The 12444-nt window shown below is 40.9% G+C and carries 15 protein-coding genes; all 15 read right to left on the bottom strand.

Annotation, left to right across the window (positions count from 1 at the left end):
* Positions 1-58: 58 nt before the first annotated feature.
* The 15 genes from aroH to AKG37_RS01015 all read right to left on the bottom strand — a co-directional run bounded on the left by aroH (position 59) and on the right by AKG37_RS01015 (position 12435).
* On the bottom strand, positions 59-442 hold the full coding sequence (gene aroH, locus AKG37_RS00945) for a chorismate mutase (RefSeq protein ID WP_060697176.1): 384 nt from the start codon (positions 440-442) through the stop codon (positions 59-61).
* The gene (gene aroB, locus AKG37_RS00950) at positions 439-1530 is read right to left on the bottom strand and encodes a 3-dehydroquinate synthase (protein WP_060697177.1); all 1092 of its coding nucleotides are present in this window, start codon (positions 1528-1530) and stop codon (positions 439-441) included. Before aroB ends, aroH begins: the two co-directional genes overlap by 4 nt.
* The gene (aroC, locus tag AKG37_RS00955) at positions 1530-2702 is read right to left on the bottom strand and encodes a chorismate synthase (RefSeq protein WP_060697178.1); all 1173 of its coding nucleotides are present in this window, start codon (positions 2700-2702) and stop codon (positions 1530-1532) included. Before aroC ends, aroB begins: the two co-directional genes overlap by 1 nt.
* Before the next feature lie 73 nt (positions 2703-2775).
* The gene (locus AKG37_RS00960; RefSeq protein WP_060697179.1) at positions 2776-3555 is read right to left on the bottom strand and encodes a CheR family methyltransferase; all 780 of its coding nucleotides are present in this window, start codon (positions 3553-3555) and stop codon (positions 2776-2778) included.
* 121 nt (positions 3556-3676) lie between these two features.
* Positions 3677-4123 carry a nucleoside-diphosphate kinase gene (gene ndk, locus AKG37_RS00965; RefSeq protein ID WP_060697180.1) on the bottom strand — a complete coding sequence of 149 codons (447 nt, stop codon included), beginning with the start codon at positions 4121-4123 and terminating at the stop codon, positions 3677-3679.
* 129 nt (positions 4124-4252) lie between these two features.
* A complete protein-coding gene (gene hepT / locus AKG37_RS00970; RefSeq protein WP_060697181.1) occupies positions 4253-5215 on the bottom strand; it encodes a heptaprenyl diphosphate synthase component II in 963 nt (320 codons plus the stop codon).
* Between the two features lie 24 nt (positions 5216-5239).
* The gene (locus tag AKG37_RS00975; protein WP_060697182.1) at positions 5240-5944 is read right to left on the bottom strand and encodes a demethylmenaquinone methyltransferase; all 705 of its coding nucleotides are present in this window, start codon (positions 5942-5944) and stop codon (positions 5240-5242) included.
* Between the two features lie 3 nt (positions 5945-5947).
* Complete coding sequence (locus AKG37_RS00980; RefSeq protein ID WP_060697183.1) at positions 5948-6715, bottom strand: heptaprenyl diphosphate synthase component 1; 768 nt, start codon at positions 6713-6715, stop codon at positions 5948-5950.
* A 115-nt stretch (positions 6716-6830) separates the two neighbouring features.
* Complete coding sequence (gene mtrB / locus AKG37_RS00985; RefSeq protein ID WP_060697184.1) at positions 6831-7061, bottom strand: trp RNA-binding attenuation protein MtrB; 231 nt, start codon at positions 7059-7061, stop codon at positions 6831-6833.
* A gap of 24 nt (positions 7062-7085) precedes the next feature.
* A complete protein-coding gene (gene folE / locus AKG37_RS00990; protein ID WP_060697185.1) occupies positions 7086-7655 on the bottom strand; it encodes a GTP cyclohydrolase I FolE in 570 nt (189 codons plus the stop codon).
* Positions 7656-7845: 190 nt separating this feature from the next.
* Complete coding sequence (gene hbs / locus AKG37_RS00995; protein ID WP_003215863.1) at positions 7846-8124, bottom strand: non-specific DNA-binding protein Hbs; 279 nt, start codon at positions 8122-8124, stop codon at positions 7846-7848.
* A gap of 374 nt (positions 8125-8498) precedes the next feature.
* The gene (gene spoIVA / locus AKG37_RS01000) at positions 8499-9977 is read right to left on the bottom strand and encodes a stage IV sporulation protein A (RefSeq protein ID WP_060697186.1); all 1479 of its coding nucleotides are present in this window, start codon (positions 9975-9977) and stop codon (positions 8499-8501) included.
* 205 nt (positions 9978-10182) lie between these two features.
* Positions 10183-10908 (bottom strand): hypothetical protein, encoded by a 726-nt coding sequence (locus tag AKG37_RS01005; RefSeq protein WP_060697187.1) that lies wholly within the window; start codon positions 10906-10908, stop codon positions 10183-10185.
* 18 nt (positions 10909-10926) lie between these two features.
* The gene (locus tag AKG37_RS01010; RefSeq protein WP_060697188.1) at positions 10927-11130 is read right to left on the bottom strand and encodes a DUF2768 domain-containing protein; all 204 of its coding nucleotides are present in this window, start codon (positions 11128-11130) and stop codon (positions 10927-10929) included.
* A 267-nt stretch (positions 11131-11397) separates the two neighbouring features.
* Positions 11398-12435 (bottom strand): NAD(P)H-dependent glycerol-3-phosphate dehydrogenase, encoded by a 1038-nt coding sequence (locus tag AKG37_RS01015; RefSeq protein WP_060697189.1) that lies wholly within the window; start codon positions 12433-12435, stop codon positions 11398-11400.
* Positions 12436-12444 lie beyond the last annotated feature (9 nt).

Below are 12444 nucleotides of genomic sequence, written 5' to 3' on the forward strand. Positions count from 1 at the left end.
TCTCTAAACTTACAATGCCGTTTACACCTGTGTGTAAACTTCGGCTGTTCATATCGTATTATAATTCCTTGTTTTTTGTCAACTGTAAATCAGGGCGAAGCGTCACAGCTTCTTCCAAGTACACATGCTGTATGTCTTCCTGCTTTGTATCTGTCTGGACAGTCATTAAGACACGAATGCAATGCTTTAAGCCGCCATGAATGTCCAGTTCCTGCATACAAGTAACAGGTACATATGTCCATCCTTCAAACTGACGAAGTGCTTTTGCCGGAAAAACGGAGTGAATATCTTGTGTAGCTGAAATTAAGATCTGCACGACACGTTCTGGATCTACTTCATTTCTTGAAATAATCGCTTCTAGCAGCTGTTTCGTTTTGTTTAACACTTCTGTTTCTGTATCTTCTTTCACAGTTGTAGCTCCACGTATCCCGCGAAACATCATAGACATCCCTCCTCCCGTTTCCATTCTTCGAGCCAGTAGTGCAGCTCATCTTTAGTGAAAGACTGTAAGGTGACGTCTCCAACCTGTTTTAATAAAACAAATTGAACACTGCCGCCTCTCGCTTTTTTATCCCCAATCATCCGGTCAACAAATGTTTCCGTTGAAATATCTTGTGTGACTTGTACCGGGAATCCGAGTTCTTTCATCCACTCTTTCAGTTCCATGCGGTTGAGGCTGAGTCCTAGCTGCTTTTCGCTCACATATAGCGCAAACTGCATGCCGATGGCAATAGCATCTCCGTGCGTGATCACACCGTATCCATATTCTGCTTCAATGGCATGCCCAAGTGTATGGCCTAAATTCAAATATGCACGCACACCTTGTTCTTTTTCATCTTCCTGAACAATCGACGCTTTGACTTGAATGCCTTGATACAACATATGCGCCAGCTCACTCTTTGATAAATCTGCCAAAGAACGAATGGACATCAGTTCTGATAAAAAGTCTTCACTTGAAATCAGCGCATGTTTGATGACTTCTGCAAAGCCTGATCTTCGTTCAATTTGAGACAGGGTCTCAAGCATACTCGTATCATAGATCACAGCTTTCGGCTGATGAAATGCACCGATTAAATTTTTACCGAGCGGATGGTTGATCCCTGTTTTCCCGCCAACCGCGCTGTCATGTGCGAGCAGCGTCGTCGGAACTTGGATAAAGTCAATGCCTCTCATATAAGTCGCAGCAGCAAAGCCAGCCAAATCCCCAATCACGCCTCCTCCGAGCGCAATAATGCAGGAGGAGCGATCGAGCTGATATTGAATCGCTTTCGTATGAATATGCTCAAATTCGGCAAAGGATTTCGACTGCTCTCCGCTTGGCACAACCACTTTGTGCACAGACCACTTCTGCTGAAGTAAGTGAACTATTTCATCACCATAAATGGCATCGACAGCTGCATCTGTGACGATTAAGAGCTTCGTATAAGAATGCCCAGTGGAAGTTATCAAGTCGACGATATTGCGTTTAATCCCATCACCGATATATACAGGATAAGCAGCTGAGAACGTCTTAACTTCCAGTGTTTGCATTAAAATTCCCTCTGAAGCTGGCGCATTTTTTCAACATTTTCTTTAATGCGATCGATTTGATCAAGACCAAACTGCTCAACAACTGCATTGGCAATTTCCCATGCAACAACTGCTTCTGCAACAACACTTGCAGCAGGAACAGCACAGCTGTCAGAACGTTCAATGCTTGCAGAGAAAGGTTCTTTCGTTTCAATGTCAACACTTTGAAGCGGTTTATAAAGCGTTGGAATTGGCTTCATCACACCTCTGACGACAATTGGCATACCTGTTGACATTCCGCCTTCAAGACCACCTAAGCGATTTGTTTTTCTCGTATAGCCCTTTTCTTCATCCCAGATGATTTCATCATGGACCTCACTGCCATTTTTAGAAGCTGCCTCGAAGCCAATACCGAATTCAACCCCTTTAAAAGCGTTGATACTAAGTACAGCGCCAGCAAGCTTGCTGTCCAATTTACGGTCATAATGAACATAGCTGCCGACCCCAACTGGCATTCCTTCAACGATGACTTCAACAATTCCGCCAATTGAATCGCCGTTTTTCTTTGCTTCATCAATAGCGTCCATCATTTTTTGACCTGCTTCACTGTCATAGCAGCGCACAGGTGATTCTTCTGTTACCTTTTGCAAATCTTCAATAGACTCATATGCTGTAAGAGCTGCTTTCACTCCGCCAATTTCAAGAACGTGACCAGCTACTTTAATCCCTAGATGCGCCAAAATTTGTTTAGCAACTGCGCCTGCTGCTACGCGTACAGTTGTCTCGCGGGCTGATGAGCGCTCTAATACGTTTCGCATATCACGGTGTCCATATTTAATCGCACCATTTAAATCCGCATGACCTGGTCTTGGGCGAGAGATTTGACGCTTCATTTCACTCTCTTCTTCTTCTGTGATCGGCTCTGCCCCCATCACCTTTGTCCAATGCTTCCAGTCGTTGTTTTCAACAACAAGTGCGATAGGAGAACCTAATGTTTTCCCGTGTCGTACACCACTTAACACCTTCGCTTGGTCTTTTTCAATCTGCATTCTTCTTCCGCGGCCATGACCTTTCTGTCTTCTAGCCAGTTCATAATTGATGTCATCCTGCTCTATGTAAAGTCCTGCTGGAACTCCTTCAATAATTGTGGTCAATTGTGGACCATGTGATTCACCTGCTGTTAAATACCTCATGACTTAATCTCCCTTCATCGCATTAACGCTTTTAAGTAAAACTATAATAACACACTTCCTACTAAAAAGTCAGCTACATACCCTTTTTTTGATAAAAGAAAGTATCAGCAGATGTGAGTCCAAACTTCTCTGGATGAAAAATTTGCTCTGTAGAACCAACAAATAACACGCCATTTTGTTTTAAACTGCTGCTCATTTTTAAGTAAATCTCTTCTTTTGCCTCTTCAGTAAAATAAATCAGCACGTTTCGGCAGACGATGAGATCCAGCTGTTTTTCATATGGGTCTGCTAAAAGATTGTGCTTCTTAAATTGAATGTGCTTTCGAACCTCATCCTTCACAGTGTAAAATGAAGAATCTTCTTTTGTGAAATATTTTTGCTTAATATGATCTGGCACCTCTTGCAGAGAGCGTTCATGATATCTCCCTTTTTGAGCTGTTTGCAGGACCTTATCATCAATGTCCGTTGCAATAATTTGAAAATCTTTCACAAGAGGATGGCTTGACAGCAGCATGGAGAGTGTATATGGTTCTTCTCCAGTTGAACAGGCTGCACTCCAAATCTTTAGGGTGCCGCTATTTTTTAGAAGCAGCGGCAGGATTTTTTGATCAAGCACTTCCCAGCGCTGATAGTTTCGGTAAAATTCTGACACATTAATAGTCATTCGGTCCATTGTCTCATCTAATAGCGCTCTGTCCTTTTCAAGCGCGGACGCGAATGCTTCAAAGTCTTTATATCCTTTTTTATCATATAGTGATGTTAATCTTCGTTTCATTTGTGCTTCTTTATATAAATTCAGATCAACCCCGGTTAGTTTTTTCCATTTTCCAACAAATACTTGATATTGATCCATCAATGTCCTCTCCTGTCTCATCTATCTTTGTCCTAGTATAGCTGTTTTTATCGAAAATTTGTAGAAATATCAATATAAAAAAAGCCAAGGTGCTCATTTGATGAACACCTTGACTTGAACCTTAATAAATCCAGCTTGAGATGGTTTGATCCCAGCTTGTCAGTTCTTCTTGTTTGAAGAATAAGTTAATTTCTCTTTCAGCACTTTCTGGTGAGTCTGACCCATGGATAATGTTTTTCCCAACAGTCAATCCATAGTCTCCTCTTATTGTGCCCGGAAGCGCTTCCTTTGGATTTGTTTTACCGATAATCTGTCTTGTCACGTCCACTACTTGTTCACCTTGCCATACCATTGCAAATACAGGTCCTGACGTAATAAAGTCAACCAATTCCCCGAAAAATGGCTTTTCTTTATGCTCTCCGTAATGTGTTTCTGCTACTTCCTTTGGAATACGCATTAGTTTAGCACCAACAAGCTGGAGCCCTTTTTTTTCAAATCTAGATACAATGTCACCGATTAATTGTCTTTCTACACCATCAGGTTTGACCATAAGAAATGTTTTGTCCATATACGTTCTCCACCCCGTCGTTATGTATGTATAGGCTTACATTGTTACAAAGTGATCGTATCATTTTTTTTTATAATAATCAATTTTTGACAAAAAATTTCACAAAAAAACCAATCAACGAAACGTTGATTAGAATTTTCGTTTTCCAATATATTTTGCAATGGAAGCTAGTGACGTTTTCGCTCGTCCTCGAGGAAGTTTGTCCAGCTGTTCAAATGCTTTTTTCAAATACATTTCACTCACTCGAATCGAGCGGTCGATCGCATCTGTTTGTTTAAGAGTTTCAATGACAGGCTTGAGCTGTTTCTCCGTCGTTTCACTATTGATCAGCTTTAATTGACCTTCTAGTGTCGGATTCTTGAGTGCATACAAGACTGGGAGTGTGACATTTCCTTGTAAAAGGTCTCCCCCAACAGGCTTGCCGAGCTCTTCCTCAGTTGATGTGAAGTCTAGGACATCATCAATGATCTGATAGGACATACCGACATAGTATCCAAACCAGTAGAGAGCTTTATGTGTTTTTTCATCCGTACCTGCTGCAATGGCGCCTAATTGACAGCTGCCTGCAATGAGCAAGGCTGTTTTTCGTTTAATTCTTCGTAAATATGTACGCAGGTTTTGATCCATATTATATTTATCTTTCACTTGCTCTATTTCACCAAGACAGAGCTCGACGACCATCTTTGACAAAATTTCATGTGCCATTGGATGATTGATTTTTGTCATGTACTCGAGTGATCTTGCAAACATATAATCCCCAGTGTACATGGCAATTCTGTTATCCCATTTTGCCTTAATCGTTGGTTTGCCTCTTCTCAGCTCTGCATCATCAATCACATCATCGTGAACGAGTGACGCCATATGAATCAGCTCAAGGGCAACGGCAACATATTTAATTTTATTAATATCATAGTCACCAAACATGCCTGAAAGGAGAACAAAAACGGGGCGGATTCGTTTTCCGCCCGCTTGCAGCAAATGAAGACCTGCTTCACTTAATAATGCATAATCAGAGCGAACTGTCTGTTCAAGCTCTTTTTCAATTATATCGATATCATGATTTAAAAAAGAGATCATTGCTTTTAGTTTCATTATCTTCACCCAAATATCGTTTATTCAAAGCTTCTTTCCGATATGTGTTGCTGCTACACCGCCTGTAAATGGATGATACGAGACATCAGACAAACCTGCTTCTTCGAACAGAGCTGCCAGCTCTTTCATGCCAGGGAATGTTTTGGCTGATTCTTGAAGCCATGAATACTCCTGATAGCTTTTGGCAAACAGTTTACCAAAGAGCGGCATAATGTATTTGAAATAGACATAATAGCCTTGCTTAAAGCCGATCATCTCAGGCTGTGAAGTTTCAAGACAGACAACCATTCCACCAGGCTTCACTACTCTTGTCATTTCCTTTAGCACAGTTAAATAATCAGGCACGTTTCTAAGCCCAAAGCCAATCGTGACATAATCAAATGAGTTGTCTTCAAATGGGAGCTCCATCGCATTGCCGTGAAGCAATTCAATCTGATTATAGCCCCCTGTCTTCACCTTCGTTTCTCCAACACTCAGCATATTTTTACTGAAATCAAGACCTTTGACCTCGCCTTTTTCTCCAACAGCATCCGCAAGCGCAATTGTCCAATCGGCTGTTCCGCAGCATACATCTAATGCTTTGGCTCCTTTTTGCACATTCATGAGCTTCATTGTTTTATCGCGCCATTTTTTATGCTGTTTAAAGCTGATAACAGAATTCATTTGATCATAGTTTTTATAAATTTTTTCAAATACACCGTGTACTCGCTGTTCTTTTGATTGCTGCATGACTTACCCTTCTTCCACTTTCTGATGGTACGCAGGCTCATTTTTAATATGATCCAAGCGATTTAATAGCTCTTTTTGAACGACCGGAGATGAAACAAGATGTTCCTTGATCGGTCGTTTGGCTTGCTCATAGCCTTCATTCTCAAAGTTGTCAAAACATGAATAGGCGTCCGTATAGCTATCGTTCAAAAAAAGTTTTAAATGTTTGTCATCTTCTGCTTGTTTCATGAAACGCTTATAAACAAGGAAACGACTTGCAATCTCATTCCAATGTGTTAATTGAAAATGCTCCGAAATTCTTTGGAATAGCGCAGATTCAACTGTCGCTACACTTTTGTAAAAGTGCGCAGCATCTTGGATGGACCGGTCATACAGTCTAATTTTATGTTCATTGATCTCTTTGATCGCCGTAGCGAGCGTGCGGATCATATAAATGTCTTTCATGTCAGAGAGAAGAGAATAATAGAGACCGCTGAAATAGTCTCCTGCTAGGATGGTCAGCTGACGATTTTTAAATTCGTCTTGCTTGATGGCTGCAGCAGTTGTGACTTCGTCATGGGTATCAAGGGCAATTTGCACAAGCATCGCCGTTAAAATATAATTTTCTTTTTTCTCTGCATCAATTTGAGCTTCATCAAACATTGCATGAAAAAGAAGGAGCTTGTCTTCATCGATGAGTGGCGCGCGTAAATGCTTCGCCAAATAAGGATGAGAAAGCTTTTTATTTAATTTTATATTTAGATTAGATAAAATTCCGTAGATGTCTTGCAAAGATATCACCCTTGTCCCAAAAATTACAGTTTCATATGTAGCCCTGCACATTGTATAGAGAATTATTATACCATATCAGCTCTCACTTTTATGCTATCAAGTGCATACAAGTTTTTTATTTCTTTGCTTCGCTTTGAATTTCGCCGAAGCTCGTTTGAATGACTGCATCGCCTCTTACTTTGATCGCTGACGTATGCTCAGTAAATTGTGCAATGATGACTTCACCTTTATCGAGCTTCTCGGAATGGTGAAATCTTGTATCAGAGCCTCTCGTTAGGCCGATGACATTTACACCATTATCAATGGCTTTAATCACCACAAAATCAGATGCTTTATTTTGACTCAATCTGTTCACCTTCCATCTATTGAATTAGTCGTTTTTAATAAAGGAAAGCACTTCTGCTCTTGCTGCTGCATCATTTGCAAATGTGCCGCGTACTGCTGATGTCACTGTTTTAGCGCCTGGCTTTTTCACTCCGCGCATCGTCATACACATATGCTCTGCTTCAACGACAATCATCACGCCATGCGGATCAAGAGTTTCCACCATACTATCTGCAATGGTTGATGTAATGCGTTCCTGAAGCTGCGGGCGTTTTGCCACGGCTTCTACGGCTCTTGCCAGCTTACTAAGTCCCGTTACTTTTCCGCCGCGCGGAATATAAGCGACATGGGCTTTTCCATAGAAAGGTACAAGGTGGTGTTCACACATTGAATGGAAAGCAATATCTTTTACAAGGACGAGTTCTTCGTGGTCTTCACCAAAAATGGTTTTAAAATGTTCTTTTGGATCTTCATTTAATCCAGAGAACACTTCTTCATACATTTTTGCTACTCGTTTCGGGGTATCAAGAAGTCCTTCACGATCCGGATCTTCTCCGATTGCTTTTAATATATCGCGTACTGCGTGTTCGATTAGTTCTTTATTTACTTCACTCATGTATTATATCCTCCAAAGGCGATTACATTTCATTCAGATTCTAGCACACTTCAGATCCTAAAAGCAAAGGAGAGCGTTCTAAACGAACCTTTTGATTCAAAAGGAAAAGCCCCTTATGAAAGGGGCTTTTCTAGACCAGTGTGAAACTGTATATGTATAACTCCTTTAACAGGATCATTACACATAACGATTATTTACCTGCCACCGCGTCTTTAAGTGCTTTACCTGGTTTGAAAGCAGGTACTTTGCTTGCAGGGATTTCGATCTCTGCACCAGTTTGTGGGTTACGTCCTTTACGAGCTGAACGCTCACGTACTTCAAAGTTACCAAAACCAATAAGTTGGATTTTGTCACCATTTTTAAGTGCATCTAAAATTGTATCAAAAACAGAATCAACTGCTTTTGTCGCGTCTTTTTTAGATAACTCGCTTGCTTCAGCAACCGCGTTAATAAGTTCTGTCTTGTTCATGCCTTTCACCTCCTCCCAAAAATATGCATTCAGTAGATTGTTATCATTTCTTCACAATTCATCTTCTTTCTATACCCTTTTTCAGAAAAAAAGAGCGTCTAGAAAGCGTTATACATGGCTTTTCATTAGAAAACATCTCTTTGAAGGAATGTTTGTCCAACAAAGTGAAGATTTTCTGTAAGTAGATTAACACATATGAAATACCATATCAAGCATTTTAAAGGGAAGAATCCTTATTCGTCAAGGATTAAGGGCACTTTTGCGAACGAATATTCCTAATTTCAACCTGAATCTGACTAATCTTTATACAATTGTCTTTTTATGACTCATTCTCTACGCAAAAAAAGACCCCTATCAATGAGAGGTCTCACATGCTATAGAATAATCGCGATCAAGCCGCCTGATCCTTCGTTGATGATTCTTTCAAGCGTTTCTTTCAGCTTATATCTTGCGTTTTCCGGCATTAGAGACAGCTTTGCTTGAATGCCTTCTCTGACAAGGGAACTAAGGGAACGCCCAAATATATCTGAATTCCAAATTGACAGCGGATCATCCTCAAAGTCTTGCATTAAGTAGCGGACAAGCTCTTCACTTTGTTTTTCTGTTCCGATAATCGGCGCAAATTCGCTCTCTACATCCACTTTGATCATATGAATAGACGGAGCCACGGCTTTTAATCTAACGCCGAATCTTGACCCTTGCCTAATGATTTCAGGCTCATCTAAACTCATATCTGATAAAGCTGGTGCCGCAATTCCGTAGCCAGTCTGCTTCACCATTTTTAGTGCGTCTGATACTTGATCATACTCTGTTTTCGCATGCGCAAAATCTTGCATGAGCTCCAGAAGATGATCTTTCCCCCTAATTTCCACACCAACGACTTCTTTTAAAATATGATCATATAGATCGTCCGGCGCATAGAGGTCAATTTCCGCAATCCCTTGACCCATTTCAATTCCTGCTAAGCCCGCTCTTTCAATAAAGTCAAATTCGCTGAATTGACCAACGACGCGGTCGACATCTCTTAATCTTTTAATATCCTTTACGGTTTCCTTCACTGAATCCTGATAACTCTCTCTCAGCCAATGATCTTCTTTTAGCACCATCACCCAGCTTGGCAGGTTCACATTCACCTCTAGAACCGGGAATTCATATAATGCTTCACGAAGAACACTGAGAACGTCTTGCTCTCTCATGCTTTCTACACTCATGGCGAGTACTGGAATATCATACTTTTGGCTAAGTTCCTGCCGCAGCGCTTCTGTCTCAGGATGATAGGGTCTCACAGAGTTGATCACCATAATAAACGGCTTTCCAACCTCTTTGAGTTCGTCAATCACACGTTCTTCTGATTCAATATAATCATGTCGTGGGATTTCACCAATTGATCCATCTGTTGTAATTACAACACCGATGGTTGAATGCTCTTGAATGACCTTGCGTGTACCAATTTCCGCTGCTTCATGGAATGGGATTGGGTCTTCATACCAAGGCGTATTGATCATTCTTGGGCCATTTTCATCTTCATATCCGCGCGCACCAGGGACAGTGTACCCCACACAATCGACAAGCCTGATGTTGACATCAAGGCCGTCACTCACATGAATAGATGCCGCTTGATTAGGCACAAATTTTGGCTCTGTGGTCATAATGGTTTTTCCTGCTGCGCTTTGCGGCAATTCATCCTGTGCTCTTGCACGGTCTGCCTCATTATTGATATTCGGGAGCACCACGAGCTCCATAAACTTTTTAATAAACGTAGATTTCCCTGTACGAACAGCGCCAACGACTCCTAAATATATATCGCCTCCTGTTCGTTCAGCGATATCCTTGAAAATATCGACTTTTTCCAAGTGATCCCCTCCCGGACTTGCTATCCTCGTTTTCAAATAAAATACTCTATACTTCAATCAAACTGTGCTTGAAAGGTGTCTGGACAATATATGTGTATGACGTTGTCCTATTTGAATATGACACCTTTTTTGTTTTGAGAGTATGTTTAGCCATAAAAAAACCTTTCTCCTCATTTATATGCAGAGGAAAAAGGTTCATTCTTGTTTATGACGTCTTTTTTTCTAAAAAGGCAGGCTCACCTTTTTTGTTGATGGTATACGGGACAGAAAATGCGGGTACAAACGGGGTTTCCTGCCAATATACATCTTGAATGTTTTCACCTGGTTTCGGCTTTTGTTTCGTATTCTTTAAAATATGAGCAAAATCACTGCGGTAGTCTACATAGATTTCGCCATTTGATGAAATCAGTAATGGGAGGGAATTTCCTGTTACTGGACTCATGACTGTAGGCGGCGTTTTTAGCCCTAATTTTTTTTCATTTAACGTATATAACTGTTTGGATACTACTTTGCCATATGGCGGATATGTATGTTCATCTTGATATATTTTGATCCGAAGCCGTAATTCACTGATGGTTTGCGTCATTTTGACATCAAGCAGTTTCACCGTTGGTTTTTTTTCAACATCTGTGAGCACATAAATATATTCGCCCCCGCCTTCAAAGGATGTAGACGGTACATCGTGTAAATATCTTGGTGACAATCGCTTAAAGTCGATGACGTACTTCTGAAAAACCGGCGTGTCTGCTTCTTTCGTTTCAATCGGCAAAAGACCATTTGTTGCTTTTTGAAATTCCTCAATCGCTGTCTGTACACTTTGCAGCTGCTCTTCGTATGGGACCCGATTTTCAGCTTTGCGGTTCTCTGGATACAAACATCCTGTTAGTAATATAAGTGCTAACAACGTAACACTGACTTTTGCTTTGATCATCATATTCTTCCTTTTTCTTTATTCATTGACCGGCCCGCTAAATACAACTATAAACACAATGATACCTGATATGAGCATCAAGCTGTATGCGACAGTTGAGGCTGTTATTTTAAGAAATTTGCTTTTCAGTTTAAACCGGCTGAAATAAATGGTTACAACGGCTAAAAACATGAGCCCCATTGAACCAAGCGCAAACCACATCTTGATTAAAGCAAAACTCATTGTGCCTGTCCCCCTTCAAAACGAACAAATTGTAAGCGTTTATATTTCATTCTAAACCAAAAATAAGGTAAATATCAATCATTTTTCCAATCATTCAGAAAAAAGCGCATAAAAAAAACTGAAGCAAAGAGGGGGACTCTGCTTCAGTCATTAGGTCGACTATTTTTCCTCATTCTGTAGAGGCAAAGCTCTATTCAAACTTCATTGCTATGTTATGCAAGTCTTCCCCTTCTTGCATCCTCTACATGCCTATGTTCAGTCTTCCATTTATTTTGTTTGATTTTCAAACATGTTCACAAGGTCTTCCATCTCATGTGTTTTCACACGTGCCATCAATGATTCAACAGCATCATCAACCTTTTTCCCTTCAAACAGAACGTGGTAAAGCGCTTCTGTAATCGGCATGCTGACTTTGTATTCTTTGGAGAGCTGATAAGCGCCTTTTGTTGTGCGGACGCCTTCAACAACCATCCCCATTTTTTCAAGTACTTCTTCCAGCTTATATCCTTTACCGAGTAAATTCCCGCAGCGCCAGTTACGCGAATGAACACTTGTACATGTCACGATCAAATCGCCAACACCTGTTAAACCGGCAAAAGTAAGAGGATTTCCACCCATTTTTGTGCCAAGACGTGCGATTTCAGCGAGTCCTCTTGTGATGAGCGCCGCTTTCGCATTGTCACCATATCCAAGTCCGTCTGTGATTCCTGCTGCAAGAGCAATGATATTTTTCAACGCTCCGCCAATCTCCACACCAATCACATCAGGGTTTGTGTACACTCTAAAGTTGTTGTTCATGAACAAATCTTGAACTAATTGAGCTGCTTCAATATTTTCTGATGAAACAGTGACGGTTGTGGGATGACGCAAGCCTACTTCTTCTGCATGACTCGGCCCTGATAAGACCACGACAGCCTCTCTTTTCTCAGTTGGGACTTCTTGTTCAATCATTTGAGAAATTCTAAGAAGTGTATCTGGTTCAATCCCTTTACTCACATGAACAAACGGTACCTTCGATGAGATGAACTCATTTGCCTGCTTTAACACCTCACGAATGGCCTTTGTTGGCACAGCAACAATAATCGCGTCTGTTCCCTCTAAAGCCTGCTTCATATCCGTTGTTGCCTGAATAGATGCTGGCAGATCGACATTTGGCAAGTAATCATGATTTTCATGTTTCTCATTGATTTGATCAATAAGCTCTTGTCTATGTCCCCACATGTGTACATCATGATGATTATCAGCTAATACAAGCGCAAGAGCGGTTCCCCAGCTGCCTGCACCAAGTACTGTAATTTTCTTCATTCTGCTCAC

It is taken from the genome of Bacillus australimaris (assembly GCF_001307105.1).
Taxonomy (GTDB): domain Bacteria; phylum Bacillota; class Bacilli; order Bacillales; family Bacillaceae; genus Bacillus; species Bacillus australimaris.

What these genes read in the sequence shown, in the direction of transcription:
- AKG37_RS00960 (WP_060697179.1), bottom strand. Translation starts at nt 3,555, where the DNA reads ATGGATCAATATCAAGTATTTGTTGGAAAATGGAAAAAACTAACCGGG.
- AKG37_RS00975 (WP_060697182.1), bottom strand. Translation starts at nt 5,944, where the DNA reads ATGCAGCAATCAAAAGAACAGCGAGTACACGGTGTATTTGAAAAAATT.
- AKG37_RS01015 (WP_060697189.1), bottom strand. Translation starts at nt 12,435, where the DNA reads ATGAAGAAAATTACAGTACTTGGTGCAGGCAGCTGGGGAACCGCTCTT.
- folE (WP_060697185.1), bottom strand. Translation starts at nt 7,655, where the DNA reads ATGAGTGAAGTAAATAAAGAACTAATCGAACACGCAGTACGCGATATA.
- hbs (WP_003215863.1), bottom strand. Translation starts at nt 8,124, where the DNA reads ATGAACAAGACAGAACTTATTAACGCGGTTGCTGAAGCAAGCGAGTTA.
- ndk (WP_060697180.1), bottom strand. Translation starts at nt 4,123, where the DNA reads ATGGACAAAACATTTCTTATGGTCAAACCTGATGGTGTAGAAAGACAA.
- aroH (WP_060697176.1), bottom strand. Translation starts at nt 442, where the DNA reads ATGATGTTTCGCGGGATACGTGGAGCTACAACTGTGAAAGAAGATACA.
- aroC (WP_060697178.1), bottom strand. Translation starts at nt 2,702, where the DNA reads ATGAGGTATTTAACAGCAGGTGAATCACATGGTCCACAATTGACCACA.
- AKG37_RS01005 (WP_060697187.1), bottom strand. Translation starts at nt 10,908, where the DNA reads ATGATCAAAGCAAAAGTCAGTGTTACGTTGTTAGCACTTATATTACTA.
- AKG37_RS01010 (WP_060697188.1), bottom strand. Translation starts at nt 11,130, where the DNA reads ATGAGTTTTGCTTTAATCAAGATGTGGTTTGCGCTTGGTTCAATGGGG.
- aroB (WP_060697177.1), bottom strand. Translation starts at nt 1,530, where the DNA reads ATGCAAACACTGGAAGTTAAGACGTTCTCAGCTGCTTATCCTGTATAT.
- hepT (WP_060697181.1), bottom strand. Translation starts at nt 5,215, where the DNA reads ATGAAACTAAAAGCAATGATCTCTTTTTTAAATCATGATATCGATATA.